Source organism: Streptomyces sp. NPDC004609, from assembly GCF_042873655.1.
Lineage (GTDB): Bacteria > Actinomycetota > Actinomycetes > Streptomycetales > Streptomycetaceae > Streptomyces.
In genome coordinates this window covers 45,861-69,255 of sequence record NZ_JBIALS010000011.1, presented here as the reverse complement: position 1 = coordinate 69,255, position 23,395 = coordinate 45,861, and the positions used below count along the sequence as shown (strand labels likewise).

Genomic DNA, 23,395 nt, shown 5'->3' with positions numbered 1-23,395 from the left:
CCTGTCCCCGTGGCGAAACGGTACGTCCCGAACGGTGGACGCCGTCCACATGGCGGGACGAAGCATGCGCGGCGCCCGCGCGCCCCGGCTACGGGGTGAGCGAGGCGAACGCCCCGTGCGCCAGCCGCCGCAGCAACGTTTCCGTCGCGGCGCGCGCGGGGAGCCCCCCGCCGTGCGACCCCAGGTGGGGGGTCGAGTTCAGCAGCCCGAACACGGCGTGGACCGCCGCCCGGGCCTCCGACTCGGGCACCTCGGGGTGGAGGTCCCGGACGGCCGTGACCCAGAGCTCGACGTACTGCCGCTGGAGCTGGCGCACGAGCTTGCGGTCGCTCTCGCGCAGCCGGTCCAGCTCGCGGTCGTGGAGGGTGATCAGGGGACGGTCGTCGAGGGCGAAGTCGATATGGCCGTCGATCAGGGAGGCGAGCAGCGCCTCGGGGTCGGATGCCGTCTCCGCCACCCGCAGCCGGCCGCCGCTCAGGAGCCGCTCGCTGATGCCGACCAGCAGCTCGGCGAGCATCGCGTCCTTGCCCGCGAAATGGCGGTACAGACCCGGGCCGCTGATCCCCACGGCGGCCCCTATCTCGTCGACCCCCACGCCGTGGAATCCGCGCTCCGCAAAGAGCCGGGCCGCCTCTTTGAGGATCTGCTCGCGGCGGGTCGGCGCGTCCGTCCTGATGCTCATGGGACCCGATTCTAGACAACGCCGTTAGCGGTCGTTAACCTGTGGAGGGAGTTAACGTTCATTAACTGACGTTGTACGGGCAAGGGGGTTCGACTCGATGCAGCAGGCACCCGTGCTGACCAGCGCGGCAGACCCGGCGTCGGCGGCCTGGCAGGCCAATGAGGCCGCCCACCGGGAGCTGGCCGACGTGCTGCGCGCCAAGCTCGCCGCGGCCCGTCTCGGCGGGGGCGAGAGGGCCCGCGACCGGCACACCGCGCGAGGGAAGCTGCTGCCGCGGGACCGGGTGGACACCCTGCTCGACCCCGGCTCGCCGTTCCTGGAGCTGGCTCCCCTCGCGGCCCACGGGATGTACGGCGACCAGGCCCCGGCGGCGGGTGTCATCGCGGGCATCGGCCGGGTCAGCGGGCGCGAGACCCTGATCGTCGCCAATGACGCGACCGTCAAGGGCGGCACGTACTACCCGATGACGGTCAAGAAGCATCTGCGCGCCCAGGAGATCGCGCTGGAGAACCGGCTGCCGTGCGTCTACCTCGTGGACTCGGGCGGTGCGTTCCTGCCGATGCAGGACGAGGTCTTCCCCGACCGCGAGCACTTCGGCCGGATCTTCTACAACCAGGCCCGGATGTCGGGCGCGGGCATCCCCCAGATCGCGGCGGTCCTCGGCTCCTGCACGGCCGGCGGCGCCTATGTGCCCGCGATGAGCGACGAGGCCGTGATCGTACGGAACCAGGGGACGATCTTCCTGGGCGGCCCGCCCCTGGTGAAGGCCGCGACCGGCGAGATCGTCACCGCCGAGGAGCTGGGCGGCGGCGAGGTCCACTCCCGGGTCTCCGGTGTCACCGACCATCTCGCCGAGGACGACGCCCACGCCCTGCGGATCGTGCGGAACATCGTGGCGACCCTGCCCGCGCGCGGCCCGCTGCCCTGGTCGGTCGAGCCGTCCGAGGAGCCCAAGGCCGACCCCGCCGGGCTGTACGGCGTGGTGCCGGTCGACTCCCGTACGCCCTACGACGTGCGCGAGGTCATCGCCCGGATCACCGACGCCTCGCGGTTCGCCGAGTTCAAGGCCGAGTTCGGGCAGACGCTGGTCACCGGCTTCGCCCGGATCCACGGCCACCCCGTCGGCATCGTCGCCAACAACGGCATCCTGTTCGCCGAGTCCGCCCAGAAGGGCGCCCACTTCATCGAGCTGTGCGACCAGCGCGGCATCCCGCTGCTGTTCCTCCAGAACATCTCCGGCTTCATGGTCGGCAAGGACTACGAGGCGGGCGGCATCGCCAAGCACGGCGCGAAGATGGTCACGGCGGTGGCCTGCACCCGTGTCCCCAAGCTGACGGTCGTCATCGGCGGTTCGTACGGCGCGGGGAACTACTCGATGTGCGGCCGCGCCTACTCCCCCCGCTTCCTGTGGATGTGGCCGAACGCCAAGATCTCGGTCATGGGCGGGGAGCAGGCGGCGTCCGTGCTCGCCACGGTCAAGCGCGACCAGTTGGAGGCGCGGGGCGAGACCTGGTCCGCCGAGGACGAGGAGGCGTTCAAGGCCCCGATCCGCGGCCAGTACGAGCAGCAGGGCAGCGCGTACTACGCCACCGCCCGCCTCTGGGACGACGGAGTGATCGACCCGCTGGAGACCCGCCAGGTGCTGGGTCTGGCCCTGACCGCCTGCGCCAACGCCCCCCTGGGCGACCCCGGCTTCGGCGTCTTCCGGATGTAAGGGACTTCACACCATGCCGATGTTCGACACAGTCCTGGTGGCCAACCGGGGTGAGATCGCGGTCCGGGTCATCCGTACGCTGCGGGCGATGGGCATCCGCTCGGTCGCGGTCTTCAGCGACGCGGACGCCGACGCCCGGCATGTGCGGGAGGCGGACACCGCGGTCCGGATCGGTCCCCCGCCCGCCGCCGAGAGCTATCTGTCCGTGAAGAGCCTGCTGGACGCGGCGGTGCGCACGGGCGCGCAGGCGATCCACCCCGGCTACGGCTTCCTCGCGGAGAACGCGGCGTTCGCGCTGGCGTGCGCCGACGCGGGCCTGACCTTCATCGGGCCGCCGGCGGAGGCGATCTCGCTGATGGGCGACAAGATCCGCGCCAAGGAGACGGTGAAGGCGGCCGGGGTCCCGGTGGTACCGGGCTCCTCCGGCTCCGGTCTGACGGACCGCCAGCTGGCCGACGCGGCCCGTGCGATCGGGATGCCGGTCCTGCTGAAGCCGTCGGCGGGCGGCGGCGGCAAGGGCATGCGCCTCACCCGGGTGGAGTCGGCGCTGCTGGAGGAGATCGCGGCGGCCCGCCGTGAGGCCCGCGCCTCTTTCGGAGACGACACACTGCTGGTGGAGCGGTGGATCGACCGGCCCCGGCACATCGAGATCCAGGTCCTGGCCGACGCGCACGGCCGGGTGGTCCACCTCGGCGAGCGCGAGTGCTCGCTCCAGCGCCGCCATCAGAAGATCATCGAGGAGGCCCCGTCCGTCCTCCTCGACGAGGAGACCCGCGCGGCCATGGGCGAGGCGGCCGTGCAGGCGGCCCGCTCCTGCGGCTATGTGGGCGCGGGGACGGTCGAGTTCATCGTCCCCGGCACCGACCCGTCCTCCTACTACTTCATGGAGATGAACACCCGCCTCCAGGTGGAGCACCCCGTCACCGAGCTGATCACGGGACTCGATCTGGTGGAGTGGCAGCTGCGGGTCGCCGCGGGCGAACCCCTGCCGTACGAACAGCGGGACATCACCCTCACCGGCCACGCGATAGAGGCACGGATCTGCGCCGAGGACCCCTCGCGCGGCTTCCTGCCCTCCGGCGGCACGGTCCTCGCGCTGCACGAGCCCCAGGGCTGGGGTTCCCCCCGGCTCGAAGGGCCTGGAGGAGGGGTGCGCACCGACTCGGGCCTGAGCGAGGGCACCGAGGTCTCCAGCCTGTACGACCCGATGCTGTCGAAGGTCATCGCGTACGGCCCCGACCGCCCCACGGCGCTGCGCCGGCTGCGCGCGGCCCTCGCCGAGACGGTCACGCTCGGCGTCCCGACCAACGCGGGCTTCCTGCGCCGGCTGCTGGCCCATCCCGCGGTGGTCGCGGGCACGATGGACACCGGCCTGGTGGAGCGGGAGGTCGACGGCCTGGTGCCGGACGGCGTCCCGGACGAGGTGTACGCGGCGGCGGCGGCCGTACGGAAGGCGGAGCTCGCGCCCCGGCCGGACGCGAACGGCTGGACGGACCCGTTCTCGGCGCCCAGCGGCTGGCGGCTCGGCGGCGATCCCCCGCCGCTCGCCTTCCCCCTGCGCGTCCCCGGTTTCGAGCCCAGGACGGCCCGGGTGCCGGAGTCCTCCCGGGTCACCGCAGACACGGTCACCGTCACGGCGGAGGGGATCACCCACACCTTCCGCCGCGCGGCCGACTGGCTGGCCCGTGACGGCGACTCCTGGCACGTCCAGGACCACGACCCGGTCGCCGCGTCCCTCAGCGGCGCCGCCCACGCGGGCGCGGACACGCTCGCCGCGCCGATGCCCGGGACGGTCACCGTCGTCAAGGTGGCCGTCGGCGACGAGGTGGACGCCGGCCAGAGCCTGCTCGTGGTCGAGGCGATGAAGATGGAGCACGTCATCTCCGCGCCGCACGCGGGGACGGTCACCGAGCTGGACGTCGGCCCGGGCACCACGGTCGCCATGGACCAGCTGCTGGCCGTGGTCGCCCCGCACGAGAGCGCGAAGGACCGGGAGGCGGGCGATGACTGACGCGAGGACGGCGAGCGGCGGACCGGCCGGCGGACCGGCGCCCGGCGGGCTGCCCATGGAGGTCCCGGCGCAGGACCTTCCGCCCCGGGTGCGCATCCACGAGGTGGGCCCGCGCGACGGTCTCCAGAACGAGAAGACGGTCGTACCGACCGAGGTGAAGGCGGAGTTCGTGCGCCGCCTCGCCGACGCGGGACTGCGGACCGTGGAGGCGACGAGCTTCGTCCATCCCTCCTGGGTGCCGCAGCTCGCCGACGCCGAGCAGCTGTTCCCCCTGCTCGGGGGCATGAAGGGCGTGTCCCTGCCCGTCCTCGTACCGAACGAACGCGGGCTGGACCGCGCGATCGCGCTCGGCGCCCGGTCGATCGCGGTGTTCGGCTCGGTGACCGAGACCTTCGCGCGCAAGAACCTCAACCGCACGGTCGCCGAGTCGCTCGCCATGTTCGAGCCGGTCGTCGCCCGCGCCAAGGACGACAAGATCCATGTCCGCGGCTATCTGTCGATGTGCTTCGGCGACCCCTGGGAGGGCCCGGTCCCGATCCATCAGGTGGTCCGGGTGGCCCGGCAGCTGAGGGAGATGGGCTGTGACGAGCTGTCCCTCGGCGACACCATCGGCGTCGCCACCCCGGGCCATGTCCTCGCCCTGCTCGCCGAGCTGAACGAGGAGGGCGTGCCGACCTCCGCACTCGGTGTGCACTTCCACGACACCTACGGCCAGGCGCTCGCCAACACCTTCGCCGCGCTGGAGCACGGCGTCACCACCGTGGACGCCTCCGCGGGCGGGCTGGGCGGCTGTCCGTACGCCAGGAGCGCCACCGGAAACCTCGCCACCGAAGACCTCGTGTGGATGCTCCACGGCCTCGGGATCGACACCGGGGTCGACCTCGGCCGGCTCACCGCCACCAGTGTGTGGATGGCCGAGCAACTGGGCCGACCCAGCCCTTCCCGTACCGTTCGCGCCCTCTCCCACAAGGAGTGACCCCATGTCCCTGGACCACCGGCTCACACCCGAGCACGAGGAGCTCCGCCGTACGGTCGAGCAGTTCGCGCACGAGGTGATCGCTCCGAAGATCGGTGATCTGTACGAGCGGCACGAGTTCCCGTACGAGATCGTCCGCGAGATGGGCCGTATGGGCCTGTTCGGGCTGCCGTTCCCCGAGGAGTACGGCGGCATGGGCGGCGACTATCTCGCCCTCGGTATCGCCCTGGAGGAGCTGGCGCGCGTCGACTCGTCCGTGGCGATCACCCTGGAGGCGGGGGTGTCGCTGGGCGCGATGCCGGTCTTCCGCTTCGGTACGGAGGAGCAGAAGCGGGAGTGGCTGCCGAGACTCTGCTCGGGCGAGCTGCTGGGCGCGTTCGGGCTGACCGAGCCGGACGGCGGCTCCGACGCGGGCGGCACGAAGACCACCGCCGTCCGGGACGAAGCCGCGGGCGAGTGGGTGATCAACGGCTCGAAGTGCTTCATCACCAACGCCGGCACGGACATCACGGGACTGGTGACGGTTACCGCCGTCACCGGCCGCACGGAGGCGGGCAAGCCGCTGATCTCCTCGATCATCGTCCCGTCCGGCACCCCCGGGTTCACCGTCGCCCCCGCCTACTCGAAGGTCGGGTGGAACGCGTCGGACACCCGTGAGCTGGCCTTCGACGAGGTGCGGGTGCCGCTGGCGAATCTCCTCGGCGAGGAGGGCCGGGGGTACGCGCAGTTCCTCCGCATCCTCGACGAGGGCAGGATCGCCATCTCCGCGCTCGCCACGGGTCTCGCGCAGGGCTGTGTGGACGAGTCGGTGAAGTACGCCAGGGAGCGCCACGCGTTCGGCCGGCCGATCGGCGACAACCAGGCCATCCAGTTCAAGATCGCGGACATGGAGATGCGGGCGCACATGGCCCGGGTCGGCTGGCGGGACGCGGCCTCCCGGCTGGTGCAGGGCGAGCCGTTCAAGAAGGAGGCGGCGCTGGCGAAGCTGTACTCGTCGACGATCGCGGTGGACAACGCCCGTGAGGCCACCCAGATCCACGGCGGTTACGGCTTCATGAACGAGTACCCCGTGGCCCGGATGTGGCGTGATTCGAAGATCCTGGAGATCGGCGAGGGCACGAGTGAGGTGCAGCGCATGCTGATCGCCCGGGAGCTGGGGCTCACGGGCTGATCCGCCCCGGATATCCACGGCCGTCCGCGGCGGGAGTACGCGGCCGGACGAACCCCGGGGGCAGTGGGCACGGGTCCAACCGGCCCGTGCGAGCCGTACGAGCCGTACGGGAAGGTCACCCGCCCCATGGCCACGGCGGCGCCGGCCGTCCCGTGGCCCGGTACGCGCGAGATCCGGTCCCCGCCGGTACCGGTACGGTCGGCACGCGCGTGCACGGCCTCCGCCCGGGGCCGCCGCCCGGTCCGGGCGGCGGCCCCGAGTGGTGCCCGGGCCGGACCCCGCGGCCTTGAGCGACCGTACGGGCCGGACAGGCCAAGGCCCCCGGCCCTCCGGCTCCGGCTCCGGCTCCGGCTCCGGCTCCGGCTCCGGCGCAATCGTTTCCGAAGTACCGCCCTTGACGGGCGATGTCGACACCTCCGGCAGGTGAAGAACACCATTTCAGCGGCGCCCCCGAAGGGGCGGGCACCCCCGAACACGGTCCCTCGGGGGCGCCCGTCCCTCTTCTCGGTGCGGCGCGCGGCAGACAGGAGCAGGGGACTGCGGACAGAGGCCCCGGCAGTAACGGCACCTTCCGCAGGTGCCGCGCAGCCAGGCCCCGCCCGCCCGGTCACCGACGCGGACAGAGGTCGGAGGAGCGCGGGGCGCCGGAGGCCGACCCGCCCTACGCGGTTCCTTCGGGAACACCGCCGGTCCGGCCCCGCGCGGTCCGGGACACGTGGGTCAGCGCCGCGATGAGGGCGATGAGGGCCATCGCCGACTGCGCGATCCACACAAGGGTGTACGCGCTCCCGGTCGGGATGGTGCCGTGGAGGTTCGCCGCGAAGATCGCACCGAGCACCGCGCTGCCGATCGCGGCCCCGATGACGATGGAGAGCTGGTAGACGCCCTGGCCCGTGGACATCTCGTGCCGGCGGAGCTCGCCGACCATCACGGCACGGGCGGATCCGGCGACGAACCCCAGCCCCGCCGTGCCGAGCATCGCGAAGACGAGGTATTCGGCGATCGAGTCCCGGAAGAAGATGAGCCCGGTGGCGTTGACGGCGACGCACGCGCTGCCGATGACCATGATCCAGGAGAATCCGATCCAGCGGCTGAGCGGGGCGCTCAGCGCCGCCGTCAGCACCGCGAGGCCGATCTTGGGAATGAGCATCAGACCGATCTCGGAGGCGCTCAATCCCAGTTCGAGGCCCATGAACATCGAGTTGGCCATCTGTCCGCCCTCGATCGCGAAGTACACCCCGCCCCCGACGACGTACACCGGCACCAGCCGGGGCCGGAACAGGAACCGCAGGTCGGCGAGGGGCTGGTCGACGCGGAGTTCGACGATCACCCAGGTCACGAGCAGCAGTAGCCCGAGGCCGAGCGGGGCGAGAATGCCCGCGGAGGTCCAGCCCCAGGACGGGCCCTGGTTCAGTCCGAGCAACAGGCAGACGAGGCCCAGACCGAGCAGCGCCGCCCCGGCCCAGTCGACGCGCGCCTCCGGGTCCCTGACCGTGTGCTCGTGCCCCAGCCAGAGCAGGCCGGAGCCGATCACGGTGCCGACGACGGGGATCCACAGCACCCACTCCGGGCCGCCTGCCGCCTTGACGAGCTGGCTGGTGGCGATGGCCCCGATCAGTCCGCCGAACAGCAGACACGAGGTGAGATAGGCGACGGCGCGGCGTGTGACGTCGGCGTCGAACCGTGAGCGGATGAGGCCGAACATCAGCGGCAGCAACGCGGGAAAGAGGCCCTGGAGTGAGCGGCCCACGAGGAGGAATCCGAAGTTCGGGGCGATCGCGATGACCAGGGACCCCAGCGAGACGAGGCCGAGGTTGACCCGCAGGATCCGGCGATGGCCGTAGAGGTCGCCGAGCTTGGCGAGCAGGGGGGTGCCGAGCGCGCCGGCGATGGTGAACACGGTCAGCGCCCACGCCAGTGAGCCGGCGTCGACACCGAACTCACGGGAGAGCCAGGGGTAGAGGGGGACGAAGTAGATCTGGAGGACGCCGCTGAAGAACTCGATGAACAGCAGGGGCAGCAGCACTGCGAGGGGCTTGCTGGACCAGCCTGAGGGGGCCGGTCTCTTCGCTGTGGACGTTATCGCTTCGGACATGGCGGGCTCCTGGTCTGGGTGTCGGGGGTGCCAGGTGTTCAGGCGGCGAGTCTGCGGAGGGCGAGTTCGCCGTAGAGCGCGGCGCCGTCGGCGAGGACGCCGTCGTCGAAGACGGCGAGCGGGGAGTGGTTCATCGGGCCGGTGCCGTCGGTGCCGGCGGGCACGGCGCTGAGAAAGACGTACGCGCCGGGTATCTCGGCGAGCACCCGGGAGAAGTCCTCGGCACCGGACACCGGCTGGGGGACCCAGGCGAACCGGTGCTCGCCGTGGACGTCCGCGACGACGCCCGCGGCGAACTCGGCCTCGGTGTCGTCGTTGACGGTCACCGGGTACTCCTCGGTGTAGTCGATGTCCACCTCCAGTCCGTGGGCGGCGGCGATCCCCCGGCACACCCGGAGCACTCCCTCCCTGACGCGCTCCTGGGTCCCGGTCGAGAACGTCCGCACCGTCGCGTCGAACCGGGCCCGGTCCGGGATCACATTGCTCGCGGTGCCGCTCCGGAACGCGCCGACCGTCAGCACCAGGGGGTCGAAGGCGTCGAAGGTGCGTGCCACGAAGGTCTGGAGAGCGGTGACCATCTCGCAGGCGGCGGGGATCGGATCGAGCGCGAGGTGCGGGGCGGCCCCGTGCCCGCCCCGGCCGCGCACGGTCACGCGGACGGAGTCGGATGCCGCGAGCAGCGGTCCGCGACGTGTCCCGAACACCCCGTTCGCCGTCTTTCCGAGCCCCACATGCAGGGCGTACGCGGCGACGGGCCGTGCCCCGGACGCTTCGAGGACACCCTCCTCGATCATCAGGCGCGCGCCGTCGCACCCCTCCTCGCCGGGCTGGAACATGAACACCACATCGCCGCTGAGCTCCGCCCGGCGGGCGCACAGCAGCTTCGCGGCGCCGACGAGCATCGCGGTGTGCAGATCGTGGCCGCAGGCGTGCATCTGTCCTGGGATACGGGAGGCGTACTCCAGCCCGGTGCTCTCCGTTACGGGGAGCGCGTCCATGTCGCCGCGCAGGAGGACGGCCGGGCCCGGCCGGCCGCCGCGCAGGACGGCGGTCACCGAGCTGAGCGCGGTACCGGTGGTCACCTCCAGCGGGAGACCTTCGAGTGCGGCGAGCACCTTCTCCTGCGTACGGGGCAGGTGGAGGCCGATCTCGGGTTCGGCGTGCAGGGCGCGGCGCAGCCGCACGAGATCGCCCTGAAGCGTCTTCGCGTCGTCCAGAATCGTCACGGATCACTCCTCGCGTGGTGTACCGGCTCCTCCGGCGGTAGGGCATTGTTTTGCCGAAGATCCGTGTTGGCGCGAAAATCACAGGATTGTGCCGAGGGGGCTCAAGCCATGCAGGAATCTGCCGCTCACCCCGATGAGCTGGACCTCGCCCTGATCCATGCGCTGCAGCTCGATCCCCGGGCTCCCTGGTCCCGGGTCGGCGCCGCCCTCGGGGTGGACCCGGTCACGGCCGCGAGGCGGTGGTCACGGCTGACGGAGGCGGGAATCGCCTGGGTCACCGCCCATCCGGTCGGTCTGCTCCGGACCGTCGCGCTCGTCGAGGTCGACTGCGAGGCGGGGCATGTGCTCGCCACCGCCGCCACACTGGCCCGCTGGCCCCATGTGCTCAGCGTCGAGCACACCAGCGGCGCCCACGACCTGCTCCTGACCGTGGCGACACCCGGTCTGACCGCGCTCTCGCGCTATCTGCGCGACGCCATCGGGACCGTGACAGGGGTCCGGTCCACCCACACCCGGCTGGTCACCAGGGCGTACGCACTGGGCGGCGACTGGCGGCTCAGGACTCTGGACGCCCGGCAGCTGGAGCGGATGGACTCGCCGGTGCATCTCGGCACCGGCACGGTCAGACCGCTGCCCGAGGTGGAACACCGGCTCTTGCGGATGCTGTCCCGCGACGGCCGCGCCTCGCTGACGAAGCTGGCCGCCGGTCTCGGGTGCGGGCTCAGCACCGTACGCCGCCGGCTGCGGTCGATGGTCGCCGTCCGGGCGCTGGTGCTCCGCTGCGACGTCGCCCAGCCGCTGTCCGGCTGGCCGGTCTGCCTGACGCTGTCGGCACAGTCGCCCGCCGCCCGGCTGGAGGCGATCGCCAACGGCCTGGCCGCCCTCCCCGAGACCCGCTCGTGCGCCATCACCGCCGGCGGATCGAGCAATGTCCTGCACAGCGCGTGGCTGCGCTCCCTCGATGACGCCCACCGGCTGGAACTCCTGCTGGCCGATCGCTATCCCGACCTGCGCATCACCGACCGCGCGGTGACGCTCGGACACGTCAAGCGGATGGGACAGCTGCTGGACGACGAGGGCCGCAGCATCGGGGTCGTCCCGATGGATGTGTGGACCGATCCCGTCGAGGCCGCGAGAGCGGCGGGCCTCAGCCGGTCGGACGGCCGGGCTGGACAGTGCCGGTGGGCTCCACCGTCTGCCGGGCCCACCAGCATGCGGCAGGAGCCAGGAAAACCAGGAAATGGGGACGGCTGGCCGGTCCGAGCCCGAAGACCACGCACTCGGACGCTCTCGCGGCGGCCTGAGCACGAAGGTCCGTCTGGCCAGTGACAGCCCGGCACGGCCTCCGGCTCTCCATATCACCGCAGGCCGGACGGGGAATGCGCCGGCCTTCGAGGCCGTCATGGCCAGGATCCGGGTTCTGCGGGGCGGACCGGCCTCGCGTGGGCGCTGCGTGGAGGATCCGATCCTGCGCCTGCGCCGCGAGCACCGGATCGGCCCGCTGCGACCGGCCGTCCGCCGCGGATCGCGCCCTCGACCGCCCACCGGATCCTCGCCCGGCACGGCCTGGCGGCCCTGGACCGGGCCACCCGCGAGCCCGTCCGACGCTGCGAACGCGCCCGGCGACCCCAGACCAATGGCAAGCTCGAACGCCTCCACCGCACCCTGCTCGGCGAGTGGGCCTACCACCAGCCCTACAGCTCGGACACCGAACGCCGGAACGCGTTCACCGACTGGACCGACGGGTACACCTGCCACCGACCCCACACCGGCATCACAGGCCGCACACCCGCCGGCCGCATCACCAGCCTGTCCCCACAGCACCCCGCGCCGGGAGAGCCCCGCTACTCGGGCCAGCGGACCTTCGGGGAACGGTGGTAGGCCACCCCCCGCGCCTCCAGCCTCGGCCCCTGCTCCGCCAGCCTCACCGCGTACTCCTCCCAGGAGCCGGCCCGCGACCACCCCTTCTCCGCCACCCCGAGCAGCCGGGGGAAGGCCATCCACTCCAGCTGCGCGCTCGTCGTGAGGGTCTCCGACCACAGCGGCGCCTCGACGCCGAGGACCGCGTCCCCGGGGACGCCCGCGTCCGCGAGGTACGCCGACGGGTCCCAGTCGTAGGACCGGTCGACCCCGACCAGGCCCGCCCAATCGAGCCCCAGCTGCGTACCGGAGTCGTACTTCATGTCGAGATAGGTCCGGTCCGCCGGGGAGAGGATCAGCCGCGCGCCCTTCTTCACCGCCGCCGCCACCTCCTCCCGCTCCCCGGAATCCGTCGTGTCGGTGCCCCAGTACTGGGCCACCGCCCCCTTCACCAGGTCCGCGCCCGCGATCTGGTGCCAGCCGATGACGGTCTTGCCGTACCGGCCGACCGCGGCCTGCGCCTTCGCCATGAAGGCCGCGTAGTCCCCGGGGTCGGTGCTGTCCGCCTCGTCGCCGCCGATGTGGAGGTACCGGCCGGGGGTGATCGCGGCGATCTCACGGATCACGTCGTCCACGAAGTCGTACGTCGCGGGCTTGTCCACGCACAGGGAGCTGAAGCCGACGTCGACGCCGGTGTACAGCGGCCGCGCCTTGCCGTCGCAGTTCAGCTCGGCGTAGGACGCGAGCGCCGCGGCCGTGTGGCCGGGCAGGTCGATCTCGGGGACGACCTCCATGTACCGGGAGGCCGCGTGGGCGACGATCTCCCGGTACTGGGCCTTGGTGTAGTGCCCGCCGGGCCCTCCGCCGACCGCGGTGGAGCCGCCGACGGTCGCGAGCGCGGGCCGGGAGTCCACGGCGATACGCCACCCCTGGTCGTCGGTGAGATGCAGATGGAACGTGTTGATCTTGTACACGGCGAGCTGGTCGATATAGCGCTTGACCTGGTCGACGGTGAAGAAGTGGCGGGCGACGTCGAGCATCGCGCCCCGGTAGGCGTACCGGGGGGTGTCGGTGATCGTCCCGCCGGGGACGGTCCACGGCCCGGTCTGCGCGGTGCGCTTCTCCACGGCGGCGGGCAGCAGCTGACGCAGTGTCTGCACACCGTGGAAGAGCCCCGCGGGCTCGCGCGCGGTGACGGTGAGCGTGCCGCCGGAGGACTCCAGCCGGTAGCCCTCCTCGCCCAGCGCGCTCTCGGAGGGCCGCAGCCGCAGCTGGATGCCGTCGGCGCCGGGCCCCGGTGTCACGGGCAGGGGGTAGCCGGTGGAGGGCCGCAGGATCCCCGCGAGGTAGTCGCCGATGCGGCGCACCTCGGGCGAGTCGTCGACGCGGATCGCCGCCTCGGCGGTGAGGGTGTACGGGGTGCCGCCGGGCTTCACGGACGCGGGCGCGGGCACGACGCGTCCCAGCGCGTGCACGGCGCCCGGTGACGGGCCGCCGGACCCCGGTCGGGGTCCGCCGCCGTCACCGGCGAAGCAGCCGGCACCCGCTCCGGCGACGAGGAGGAGCACACCAAACAGTCGGGGGAACGTTCCCGGCGGTCTCACAGGCTGAGTCCCTTCGCAGCGCGTCACGGCCGCGGTGCGCGGCGGTGGTGCTCACCATGGGTATCGTGCCCGGCCCCCGCGTCAAGGTCTAGACCTTTGTACGCGGCGGTCGGCCCGGCGCCCGAGCCCCCGCCCCGCGCCCGCACCCCACGCGTCACGCCTGCACCGCGGGCCCCGGCACCGCGGACCCCGGCACCGCGCCACCCCCGCACCGCGGGCCCCGGCACCGCGCCACCCCCGCGCCCCGGGCCCACGCACCCCGCGTCGCCGTGCCCCGCCCCGGCGGCCTCCGACCCCGGCCGTACCGTCCCGCGCACCCCCGAATGAAAGAATCACCGCATGGCGGAAATCATCCAGAAGGACGGCACCTGGACCTTCGACGGCGACACCGTGCGGGTCGTCCCCGGCTCCGACAAGCATGTGAGCCTGCTGCGCAAGTCCCTCGGCGAACTCGCCGTACCGCTGGAAGCCATCGCGGGCATCTCCTTCGAGCCGGGCAGAAAGTCCGGCCGACTGCGGCTGCGGCTGCGCAACGGCGCCGACCCCCTGCTCCAGATCACCGGCGGCAGGCTGCGGGACAGCTCCGACCCGTATCAGCTGACCGTGGAGAACGACCGCACCGGAGTCGCCGAGTACTTCGTCGACGAGGTCCGCAACGCCCTGCTGATCGAGCAGATCGCCTCCGAACCCGTCGGCCGCTATCTGCTGCCCGGCCCCACGCTGCCGATCAGCGCGTCGGCGGGCGACGGGACCGTCGACTTCGACGGTGAGCAGATCCGGCTGTCGTGGAACTGGAAGACGGAGGAGTCCAAGTCGTCGGGCGGAACCCGCACGATCGGCCTGGGGGACGTGGAGGCGGTCGAGTGGCAGCCGTCGGCGTCGCTGGAGAACGGGTTCCTGCGGTTCGTCGTCACCAAGGGCCGGACCTCGTCCCCGCCCAAGTACGACCCGCACGCCATCGAGCTGTGGGGTTTTCGCAAGGACCCCCTGATGGCGCTGATCGCGGCGGCCGTCGTCGCCCGTATGCCGCATCCGTACGCCCCCGAGGACGCGCGGCCCGCCCTGGCCCCGCCCGCCCTGGCCCCGCCCGGCCCGGACACCCCGGAGCCCGTCCCCGCTGCGCCCGCGTCCGCGCCCGCCGCCGACGGTGGCGATCATGACGCGATGCTGCGGCGGCTGCGCGAGCTGGGTGAGCTGCACCGGTCGGGGATACTCACGGACGATGAGTTCGCCACCGCCAAGCAGGCGATTCTGAAGCGTTTGTAATGCAGACCTGCCCGAAATCGGGCAGGATTCTTGCATTCGGGGCGATCGGACCCCCAATATCTACGGGTGCTCGAACAACGCCGACCGGGTCGTCCGCCATCCTCAGCTTCACCGCACGACGACCTCGTCGACCACCTGGTCCGCAGTACCGCGCTCCCGCGCGGGGAGGCGGCCCGGGTCGTCCTCGACGTGCTGGCGTACTTCGACGAGAAGACGGAGGACTATGTCCGGCGCCGCCACCGGGAGCTCAAGTCCGGCGGCCTGGCGAACCCCGAGATCTTCGAGCGGATCGCGGCCGAGCTGCCGCACCGCGCGGTCGCACCGCCGGAGCTGTCGCTCCGCCAGCTGCGCCGCATCGTCTACGGCTGAACAGGGCCGGCCGTGGCTCGGGCACCGTTCTCACCTATGGAGGGGTAACAACCTATGTGCGGAATTGTCGGATACATCGGCAGGCGTGATGTGGCACCACTGCTGCTGGAGGGCCTCCAGCGGCTGGAGTACCGGGGGTACGACTCCGCGGGCATCGTGATCACCAGCCCCAAGGCCGCCGGGCTGAAGATGGTCAAGGCCAAGGGCCGTGTCCGTGACCTGGAGGCCCGGGTCCCCAAGCGCTTCGCCGGCACCACCGGCATCGCCCACACCCGCTGGGCCACCCACGGCGCGCCGAGCGACGAGAACGCCCATCCCCACCTCTCCCCGGACAACCTGGTCGCGGTCGTCCACAACGGGATCATCGACAACGCCTCCGAGCTGCGTGCCCGGCTGGAGTCCGAGGGCGTCGTCTTCGCCTCCGAGACCGACACCGAGGTCCTCACCCACCTCATCGCCCGCTCCGCCGCGGAGTCGCTGGAGGAGAAGGTCCGCCACGCCCTGAAGGTGGTCGAGGGCACCTACGGCATCGCCGTGATGCACGCCGACTTCAGCGACCGTATCGTCGTCGCCCGCAACGGCTCGCCCGTCGTCCTCGGCATCGGCGAGAAGGAGATGTTCGTCGCCTCCGACGTCGCCGCCCTGGTCGCGCACACCCGCCAGATCGTCACCCTCGACGACGGCGAGATGGCCACCCTCAAGGCCGACGACTTCCGCACGTACACCACCGAGGGGTCGACGACCACCGCCACGCCCACCACCGTGGAGTGGGAGGCCGAGTCGTACGACATGGGCGGCCACGACACGTATATGCACAAGGAGATCTCCGAGCAGGCCGACGCGGTGGACCGTGTGCTGCGCGGCCGGATCGACGACCGGTTCTCCACCGTGCACCTCGGCGGGCTCAACCTGGACGCCCGCGAGGCCCGCGGCATCCGCCGGGTCAAGATCCTCGGCTGCGGCACCTCGTACCACGCCGGGCTCATCGGCGCGGGCCTGATCGAGTCCCTGGCCCGTATCCCCGCGGACGCCGAGCCCGCGTCCGAGTTCCGGTACCGCAACCCGGTCGTCGACCCGGACACGCTCTACGTCGCCGTCTCCCAGTCGGGTGAGACCTACGACGTCCTCGCCGCCGTCCAGGAGCTCAAGCGCAAGGGCGCGCGCGTCCTGGGCGTGGTCAACGTGGTCGGCTCCGCGATCGCCCGCGAGGCCGACGGCGGTACGTACGTCCACGCCGGACCCGAGGTCTGCGTCGTCTCCACCAAGTGCTTCACCAACACGGTCGTCGCCTTCGCCCTGCTCGCGCTGCACCTGGGCCGGATCCGCGACCTGTCCGTCTCCGAGGGCAAGCGGATCATCGACGGTCTGCGCAGGCTGCCGGAGCAGATCACGGAGATCCTGGAGTCCGAGGCCGAGATCAAGAAGCTGGCCGAGGAGTACGCGGGCGCGCAGTCGATGATGTTCATCGGCCGGGTCCGGGGCTACCCGGTCGCGCTGGAGGCCTCCCTCAAGCTCAAGGAGATCTCCTACATCCACGCCGAGGCGTACCCGGCGTCCGAGCTGAAGCACGGCCCGCTCGCCCTGATCGAGCCCGCCCTGCCCACGGTCGCGATCGTCCCCGACGACGACCTCCTGGAGAAGAACCGCGCCGCCCTGGAGGAGATCAAGGCCCGCAGCGGGCGCATCCTGGCGGTGGCCCACCGCGAACAGGAGAAGGCCGACCACACGATCGTCGTCCCGAAGAACGAGAACGAGCTGGACCCGATCCTGATGGGCATCCCCCTCCAGCTCTTCGCCTACCACACGGCCCTGGCCATGGGCCGGGACATCGACAAGCCCCGCAACCTCGCCAAGTCCGTCACGGTGGAATAGCGGGACCCCGCGCGCGCCCCGCCGGGCGCGCGCGGCACGGGTCCGGACAACGCCCGCCCGACGGCTCAGGGACGGGTCGTGGGGTCGGCGGCGGATTCCGGCCGGGCGGTGGCCGCGTCGGCCGTCCCGGGCTCCTTCAGCGCGCACAGGAGAAGCCGGCCGAGGACGGGCGGCGCGATCAGCAGTGCGAGAGCGGTCTGCAGGGAGGTGGCGTCGGCGACGGCGCCGATGAGCGGACCGGCGATACCGCCGATGCCGACGGCCAGACCGAGGGTGACGCCGCCGGCGGTGCCCACGCGGTTGGGCAGGTAGTCCTGGCCGAGGGTGATGTGCAACGAGAAGGGCACATACAGTCCGGCCGACGCGAGGGCGACGCACCCGTGGAGGAGCGGGCCGGGAACGAAGACCACACCGGCCACGGCGAGGACGGTCAGGGCATAGGACCACTGGACGACCGGGACACGGCCGTGGCGGGCGGCGAGCTTCCCGCCGGCCACCGTGCCCACCGCGCCACCGAGGTAGAGCACGAACAGCGCGACCGTGCCGGAGACCTCTCCGCCGCCGGTGCGCTGGCGCGCGTACAGCGAAATGAACGCGCTGAGGCCGACGAAGACGATCGAGCGGCACACGACGGCCCCCGACAGCCTCAGGAAGGACGCCCAGTCATCCCGGCCGGCGGCCCCATCCGCGCGGTCGGCCGCCGTCGCCGGGGCGGGGGCCTCGGCTCCCCGCAGCGCGGCGACGCACAGCGCCACACCGGCGAGGGCGGGAACGACCAGAAGAGGCGAGGCGCGCAGGCCGCCCGTGGCCATGACGGCCCAGACCAGCAGGGGCGCGGCGGCGAAGCCGAGGTTGCCGCCGAGGGAGAACCAGCCCATCGCGACGTGGCTGCCGCGGCTGACGTCCCGTGCCACACGTGCGGCCTCCGGGTGGTAGGCGGCGATACCGATCCCGGACACCGCGACGACCACCAGGGTCAGGGTGTAGGAGCCGCTGACACCGGCGAGGGCGACTCCGGCGCCGCCCACCAGCGTGCTCACCGGCAGCAGCCACGGCATGGCCCGCTTGTCGGTGAGGACCCCGAACAGCGGCTGCACCACCGACGACAGGAGGGAAGCGGCCAGGATGACGCCGGAGGCGGCGGCGTAGGAGTAGGCGCGTTCGGACACGAAGAACGGGACCAGTGCGGCCACCGCGCCCTGGTAGACGTCCACGCAGGCATGTCCCAGGGACAACAGCGTGAGGGGCCGGGTACGCGAGGACTGGTTCGGGGACACCAGGCCATCGTCGCCACGGCACGACTTGGCGCGCTTCCATTAAAATGCCAAGCTGTGCCGCATATCCGCCACGCTCCCGAGGCGCCGACCCGAACCCGGACACTGGCTCCCGGCGAGAGCATCGACGCGCACCGCCACGACGACCACCAGATCGTCTACGCGGGCTCCGGCGTCCTGGCCGTCACCACCGACGCCGGTACCTGGTTCGCTCCCGGCACCCGGGCCATCTGGGTTCCCGCCGGGTGTGTCCACGCCCACCGCGCCCACGGCCACCTCGCCCTGCACCTGCTCGGGCTGCCTCCCGACACCAACCCCCTCGGCCTCGACGCCCCCACGGTCCTCGCCGTCAGCCCTCTGCTGCGCGAGCTGATCCTCGCCTGCACCAGGGCCCCCTACGACGACACCCCGGAGCGGCTGCGCCTGCGCGCGGTCCTCCTCGACCAGCTGCGCGCCTCACCGCAGGAACCCGTCCGGCTGCCCGCCCCCGCCGACCCCCGCCTCGCAGCCGTCTGCGACCTCCTGCACGACAACCCCGCGGACCCGCGCACTCTCGCCGCCCTGGCGGCGACCGCGGGAGTCGGCGAGCGCACCCTCAGCCGCCTCTTCCGCCGGGAACTGACCATGACGTTCCCGCAGTGGCGCACCCAGCTGCGCCTCTACCACGCCCTGCGCATGCTGGCCGACGGCATGCCGGTCACCACGGTCGCCCACGGCTGCGGCTGGTCCTCCACCAGCGCCTTCATCGACGTCTTCCGCCGCGCCTTCGGCTACACCCCCGGCACCCACCACCGCCGCCCCTGAGCCGGTTCGCCGCCCGGCACGGACCGGGGAGGCCGACCGGTCCCGTTGTGGTGTTCCCCGGCCCCGAACCCGACTCCGAGCACCCGGGCACCCGGGCCCCGGAGCCCGGCCCGGAACCAAGCGTTCCCTCGCGCATCGCCACTCGCGCGAGGGAACGCCCCTTCGCCGGCGCCTGCCTCAACCATCCGCGCCGGCCCCGCACCGCCTCAGCCCGTGGCCGTCACTCCCCGGCCGGCAGCGCGTCCCGAGAAGGTCGGCCACTTGGCGAGCGCGGCCGTCGCGCCGTACCACGCGGCCAGCCCCGCCACCGCCGCGACCCAGCCGCCCGCCTTCGCCAGCCCGCTGTTCTCCGCGAGCGAGGCGATGCCGAGCAGGACGAGCGCGATCGTGAGCAGCCCGTACACCCCTTGGGTGAACAGACCGGCCCCCGCGGACGCGGCCGTGAGGGTCAGGGCGAGCAGCGCCCACACCAGCATGAAGAGCCCCGCGGCCTCCGCGGAGGCCCCGTCGCCGACACCGGTCCCCCAGGTGAACCAGAAGGCGCCGAGACCGGCGAACGCCGTGCCCGAACCCGCGTCGCCCGCGCGGTATTCGAGCAGTCCGACGATGAACAGTGCGACACCGCCCACCCAGGTGGCGAGCGCGGACGCATCCGCCGCCGAGACGTTGTCGACGACACCGGTGGTGCCGACGCCGAACGCCAGCAGCGTCAGACCGAGGGCGAGGTGGCCGAGAGTTGAAGTAGTAGCGCTTCCCGCAGAGACGTCCTTGTCCACGGCGGGCTCCCTTCCTGTCCTGTGCAGTTGTCCGTGCAGTTGTGTACGCGCCTGTACGCGCGCCGCTGTGCACGCGCGGTCGCGCTGCGGCCCAGCGAACTTTATGTACCCTTCACAAGCGCACAATTCACCTCTACGCGACGGTAGTTTTCCGTGTACACGACGGAAATTGACCCCGTGTCACCTGCGTCGGCCTCCGGGGTGGCACGGTGGAGTGAGGCCCGTTCGGGACGGCGCGCAGAGCCCGCCGGACCACGGCGTCGAAGAGACCGGGGGGCGTAGAACGTACGGGTGGGGGAACGGCGCCGCAAAGCGCCCGCGCCGGGAGCAGAGCCCGCGTCAGGTGACAGCCCGCGCCCGGAGGGAGAAGCCGCGCCGGACGGAGGAACCCGCGCCGGGGGAAGGATCCGGTGGCTAGGGAATGACCACGACGGGCCGCTGAGCCCGCCGTGCCAGCCGCCCCGCGACCGAGCCGAAGATACGGCCGACGATCCCGTGCGTGGAGCCGACGACGATCGCGTCGGCGGAGTACTCCCGCCCGACCTCCTCCAGCTCATGGCAGATGTCGCCGCCGCGCTCCACCAGGATCCAGGGCACCTCGGTCAGATAGTCCGCGCAGGCCAGCTCCAGCCCGAGGACCTCGGTGCGGTGGTCGGGCACATCGACGAACACCGGCGGCTCGCACCCCGCCCAGACGGTGGTGGGCAGCCGGTTGGCGACATGGACGATGATCAGACCGGAGCCGGAGCGCCGGGCCATGCCGATGGCGTAGGCGAGCGCCCGCTCGCTGGAGGTCGATCCGTCGAAGCCGACGACGACTCCGTGGCGGAACGCCGGGTCGCAGGAATGGCGTGCTTCTTCCGCCGCTTGCAGATCCGACGACGTGGGGTCGGCTACCTGCTTGCGGTCCGCGGGTTCGGGGATTTCGTGACCGGCCATCGGTGTCTCGGCGAAGGAAGTCCTCAGTGGGAGGGGAGAACAGGTGGACAGAACAAAACGGAGCTGTGTCCGGGAATCATCTTCCCTGGCCCATACCCGTAAGGGTACGGCGACACTCCTCTCCTGCCCAGGGCCTGCCGCCCCATTCAGGCGTTCAAGGGAGCATGCCTGAGCCCGTCCCGTATGGCAATGCCACTTGGCGGCTACAGCCGTCCCAACGGGGCCGTACGGGCGCTCACGGGCCGGGGACCTGCGCCGGGGCCGGGGGACCGGCGGGCGGTCCGGGGCCGCGAGGGCCGCGGAGAAGCCCGCGCGGTCCGCGCGCCGAGCCTCCCGGCCACCCCGGCGGGCCCCCGGGACAGGAGTCCGGGACATATGGAACACGCCCGGCGCCGACCGCACCGACCGCACCCGCGCGGGCGAGGCACCGAGTGCCGCGGTGACCGGAAGGGTGCGCCCCTCGTTGGCACCGCGGTCATCCCGGTCCCACCCCGCAGCCCTGAGGAAAGCGTCCGTGCCCGCGCACCCGTCCGCCCCGTTCCGTACCGCCGCCCCGACCCCCTCCCGGACCCCCGCGCCACCGTCCCCGGCCCCGCCCGGCGCCTCCCCCGCGCCCGCGCCTTCGGTCACGGAGCCCTTGCCCGTCACCTCGTCCGCCTCGGCTCCGCCGTCCCCTTCCTTCCCGGGCGCCTCCGCGGCCTCCGCCGACTCCGCGAGCGATGCCGTCCGCTGGGCGGCGTTCAGCGCCCTGCTCGTCCCGGTCGTCCTCGTGGTGTACGGGGCGTCCGTGGGCGGCGCCACCGCCGCGGCGTTCGGCCTCACCGCCGTGACGGCCGCCTGCCGGATGCTGCTGCGGCACGCGGAACGCGGCGGGGCCCGGGCCCGCGCGGCACAGCGGTCGGCGAGGACGGGGACGGCGGCGGGCGGGCCTCCGGCGGGCACACCCGCGACGACGGCGGACGCGGGGCCACGGCGGGGGACGCCGGAGGGTGCGGACGGGACTCGCGGGCCGGACGGGACGGGAAGTACGGCAGCCGGGAGGGCCGTGGCGCCGGGGCGGCCGGAGAGAGCGGCCCCCACCCGGCGCGGCCGACGCGCACGGACGGCTCAGGGGGCGCACGGAGGCGGTCGTCACAGTGGGGTTCGTGCTTCCGGAGACTGACCCGTTCGCACGTCCGCACCCGTATAATTTCAGCCAACTTCGCGCTACTGCCCCTCCCTTGGGGAAATGGCGCGGCAACACCCTTGTCACCAGGCAGGAAAGGGTCTCCCCGCTCTGACGCACCCTACGGGGACGGGCCATGCGCGCGTTGCGCACTTCCCTGCGGGGCTTGCAGATGGAACGCTTCGTGATCGAATGCTTCGCGCCAAGTTCCCATGCAGACATAGCGGGGCATGCCGAACTTGTCACGTCGGCGCCACGGGACACAGTAGATTCGATCATGGGTATCGAAGGCTCGGGACTCGTGCAACACCGAGGGGAAAAGTGCAGGAGCGAAAGGCCCGAAACGAACGGGGAGACGCGAACACCGAGGGGGGCTTAGCGTCATGAGTCAGGACTCCGCCGCACCGGAGGTAGCACGAAAGCTCTCCGGGCGCCGGCGCCGGGAAGTCGTCGCGGTACTGCTGTTCAGCGGCGGCCCCATTTTTGAGAGTTCCATACCGCTTTCGGTGTTCGGAATCGACCGCCAGGACGCCGGAGTCCCCCGCTACCGATTGCTCGTCTGCGCAGGCGAGGACGGACCGCTGAGGACCACCGGCGGGCTCGAACTCACCGCGCCGTACGGACTGGAGGCCATCGGCCGGGCGGGCACCGTCGTCGTGCCTGCGTGGCGGTCGATCACCTCACCGCCGCCGCCCGAGGCCCTTGAGGCCCTGCGCCGCGCACATGAGGAAGGCGCCCGGATAGTGGGACTGTGCACGGGAGCGTTCGTGCTCGCCGCGGCCGGTCTGCTCGACGGCCGCCCGGCGACGACGCACTGGATGTACGCGCCGACGCTGGCCAAGCGCTACCCGTCCGTCCACGTCGATCCGCGTGAGCTGTTCGTCGACGACGGCGATGTGCTCACCTCCGCGGGTACGGCGGCCGGAATCGACCTCTGTTTGCATATCGTGCGCACCGATCACGGCACCGAGGCCGCCGGAGCGCTCGCCCGCAGACTGGTCGTACCGCCCCGGCGCAGTGGCGGCCAGGAGCGCTATCTGGACAGGTCTTTACCTGAGGAAATCGGGTCGGACCCGCTGGCCGAGGTCGTCTCGTGGGCGCTGGAGCATCTCCATGAACAGTTCGATGTGGAGACCCTGGCGGCACGTGCGTACATGAGCCGGCGCACCTTCGACCGGCGATTCCGTTCCCTGACCGGCAGCGCGCCGCTCCAGTGGCTGATCACCCAGCGGGTGCTCCAGGCACAGCGGCTGCTCGAAACCTCCGACTACTCGGTCGACGAGGTCGCGGGCCGCTGCGGATTCCGCTCCCCGGTGGCCCTGCGCGGTCACTTCCGGCGGCAGCTGGGCTCGTCCCCGGCGGCCTACCGGGCCGCCTACCGGGTACGGCGTCCCCAGGGCGACCCGTCACCGCCGTCGGTGGTGGAGTCGGTCGTACCGGCTCAGGCCAGACGTACGGCCGCCGCGGCCGGGGCGCACGGTCACCCCACCGGTCCAGGCGGTCCCCCGGAGCTGGGCAAGCCCCCGCCGGGGGCCTACGCGGCAGGTCACGGGCGTCCCAGCCTGCCCGGCCAGCGGAGTGCACCATAAAG

At 72.2% G+C, this 23,395-nt stretch carries 17 protein-coding genes and 1 pseudogene; 11 read left to right on the top strand and 7 right to left on the bottom strand.

Going from position 1 to position 23,395, the window contains the following annotated elements:
* Positions 1 to 88: 88 nt before the first annotated feature.
* Complete coding sequence (locus ACFYT4_RS13730) at positions 89 to 682, bottom strand: TetR/AcrR family transcriptional regulator (protein WP_389267851.1); 594 nt, start codon at positions 680 to 682, stop codon at positions 89 to 91.
* A gap of 97 nt (positions 683 to 779) precedes the next feature.
* On the opposite strand from ACFYT4_RS13730, the gene ACFYT4_RS13725 reads away from it, so the two are divergent.
* Genes ACFYT4_RS13725 through ACFYT4_RS13710 form a run of 4 tightly spaced genes read left to right on the top strand, consistent with a single transcriptional unit; the run spans position 780 to position 6,554 of the window.
* Positions 780 to 2,396 (top strand): carboxyl transferase domain-containing protein, encoded by a 1,617-nt coding sequence (locus ACFYT4_RS13725; RefSeq protein ID WP_389267849.1) that lies wholly within the window; start codon positions 780 to 782, stop codon positions 2,394 to 2,396.
* 13 nt (positions 2,397 to 2,409) lie between these two features.
* Entirely contained in the window at positions 2,410 to 4,407 is a 1,998-nt protein-coding gene (locus tag ACFYT4_RS13720; RefSeq protein ID WP_389267847.1) for a biotin carboxylase N-terminal domain-containing protein, read from the top strand.
* Positions 4,400 to 5,383 (top strand): hydroxymethylglutaryl-CoA lyase, encoded by a 984-nt coding sequence (locus ACFYT4_RS13715; RefSeq protein ID WP_389267845.1) that lies wholly within the window; start codon positions 4,400 to 4,402, stop codon positions 5,381 to 5,383. The genes ACFYT4_RS13720 and ACFYT4_RS13715 overlap by 8 nt, the downstream gene beginning before the upstream one ends.
* Before the next feature lie 4 nt (positions 5,384 to 5,387).
* The gene (locus tag ACFYT4_RS13710) at positions 5,388 to 6,554 is read left to right on the top strand and encodes an acyl-CoA dehydrogenase family protein (protein WP_389267843.1); all 1,167 of its coding nucleotides are present in this window, start codon (positions 5,388 to 5,390) and stop codon (positions 6,552 to 6,554) included.
* A 661-nt stretch (positions 6,555 to 7,215) separates the two neighbouring features.
* Here ACFYT4_RS13710 and ACFYT4_RS13705 read toward each other — a convergent pair.
* Positions 7,216 to 8,649: an MFS transporter gene (locus ACFYT4_RS13705; RefSeq protein WP_389267841.1), complete on the bottom strand. Its 1,434-nt coding sequence runs from the start codon at positions 8,647 to 8,649 to the stop codon at positions 7,216 to 7,218.
* A gap of 38 nt (positions 8,650 to 8,687) precedes the next feature.
* A complete protein-coding gene (locus ACFYT4_RS13700; RefSeq protein WP_389267839.1) occupies positions 8,688 to 9,875 on the bottom strand; it encodes a M20 family metallopeptidase in 1,188 nt (395 codons plus the stop codon).
* A 108-nt stretch (positions 9,876 to 9,983) separates the two neighbouring features.
* Between ACFYT4_RS13700 and ACFYT4_RS13695 the strand changes: the two genes are divergently transcribed.
* Together ACFYT4_RS13695 and ACFYT4_RS13690 are read left to right on the top strand one after the other, a co-directional pair.
* Positions 9,984 to 11,204, top strand: coding sequence for an Lrp/AsnC family transcriptional regulator (locus ACFYT4_RS13695; RefSeq protein WP_389267837.1), 1,221 nt, complete (start codon positions 9,984 to 9,986; stop codon positions 11,202 to 11,204).
* 103 nt (positions 11,205 to 11,307) lie between these two features.
* Positions 11,308 to 11,756 (top strand): annotated as a pseudogene (locus ACFYT4_RS13690) (integrase core domain-containing protein); the annotation flags it as partial.
* Here the strand turns inward: ACFYT4_RS13690 and ACFYT4_RS13685 are convergent.
* Complete coding sequence (locus ACFYT4_RS13685) at positions 11,720 to 13,303, bottom strand: beta-N-acetylhexosaminidase (protein WP_389267835.1); 1,584 nt, start codon at positions 13,301 to 13,303, stop codon at positions 11,720 to 11,722. The pseudogene ACFYT4_RS13690 and the gene ACFYT4_RS13685 sit on opposite strands and share 37 nt — an antisense overlap.
* A 375-nt stretch (positions 13,304 to 13,678) precedes the next feature.
* Between ACFYT4_RS13685 and ACFYT4_RS13680 the strand changes: the two genes are divergently transcribed.
* The 3 genes from ACFYT4_RS13680 to glmS all read left to right on the top strand — a co-directional run bounded on the left by ACFYT4_RS13680 (position 13,679) and on the right by glmS (position 16,846).
* Positions 13,679 to 14,605 (top strand): DUF4429 domain-containing protein, encoded by a 927-nt coding sequence (locus ACFYT4_RS13680; RefSeq protein WP_389267833.1) that lies wholly within the window; start codon positions 13,679 to 13,681, stop codon positions 14,603 to 14,605.
* 66 nt (positions 14,606 to 14,671) lie between these two features.
* Positions 14,672 to 14,974: a hypothetical protein gene (locus ACFYT4_RS13675; protein WP_389267831.1), complete on the top strand. Its 303-nt coding sequence runs from the start codon at positions 14,672 to 14,674 to the stop codon at positions 14,972 to 14,974.
* Positions 14,975 to 15,028: 54 nt separating this feature from the next.
* Complete coding sequence (gene glmS / locus ACFYT4_RS13670) at positions 15,029 to 16,846, top strand: glutamine--fructose-6-phosphate transaminase (isomerizing) (protein ID WP_389267829.1); 1,818 nt, start codon at positions 15,029 to 15,031, stop codon at positions 16,844 to 16,846.
* A gap of 65 nt (positions 16,847 to 16,911) precedes the next feature.
* Here the strand turns inward: glmS and ACFYT4_RS13665 are convergent, their stop codons facing one another.
* A complete protein-coding gene (locus ACFYT4_RS13665) occupies positions 16,912 to 18,126 on the bottom strand; it encodes an MFS transporter (protein WP_389268042.1) in 1,215 nt (404 codons plus the stop codon).
* A gap of 51 nt (positions 18,127 to 18,177) precedes the next feature.
* On the opposite strand from ACFYT4_RS13665, the gene ACFYT4_RS13660 reads away from it, so the two are divergent.
* A complete protein-coding gene (locus ACFYT4_RS13660) occupies positions 18,178 to 18,924 on the top strand; it encodes an AraC family transcriptional regulator (RefSeq protein WP_389267827.1) in 747 nt (248 codons plus the stop codon).
* A gap of 206 nt (positions 18,925 to 19,130) precedes the next feature.
* Here ACFYT4_RS13660 and ACFYT4_RS13655 read toward each other — a convergent pair whose 3' ends face one another.
* Together ACFYT4_RS13655 and ACFYT4_RS13650 are read right to left on the bottom strand one after the other, a co-directional pair.
* Positions 19,131 to 19,700 (bottom strand): GPR1/FUN34/YaaH family transporter, encoded by a 570-nt coding sequence (locus ACFYT4_RS13655; RefSeq protein ID WP_389267825.1) that lies wholly within the window; start codon positions 19,698 to 19,700, stop codon positions 19,131 to 19,133.
* A 414-nt stretch (positions 19,701 to 20,114) separates the two neighbouring features.
* Positions 20,115 to 20,639, bottom strand: a complete 525-nt coding sequence (locus ACFYT4_RS13650; RefSeq protein ID WP_389267823.1) for a universal stress protein — start codon at positions 20,637 to 20,639, stop codon at positions 20,115 to 20,117.
* Positions 20,640 to 22,187: 1,548 nt separating this feature from the next.
* Between ACFYT4_RS13650 and ACFYT4_RS13645 the strand changes: the two genes are divergently transcribed.
* Positions 22,188 to 23,393, top strand: a complete 1,206-nt coding sequence (locus ACFYT4_RS13645; protein ID WP_389267821.1) for a helix-turn-helix domain-containing protein — start codon at positions 22,188 to 22,190, stop codon at positions 23,391 to 23,393.
* Positions 23,394 to 23,395: the final 2 nt, after the last annotated feature.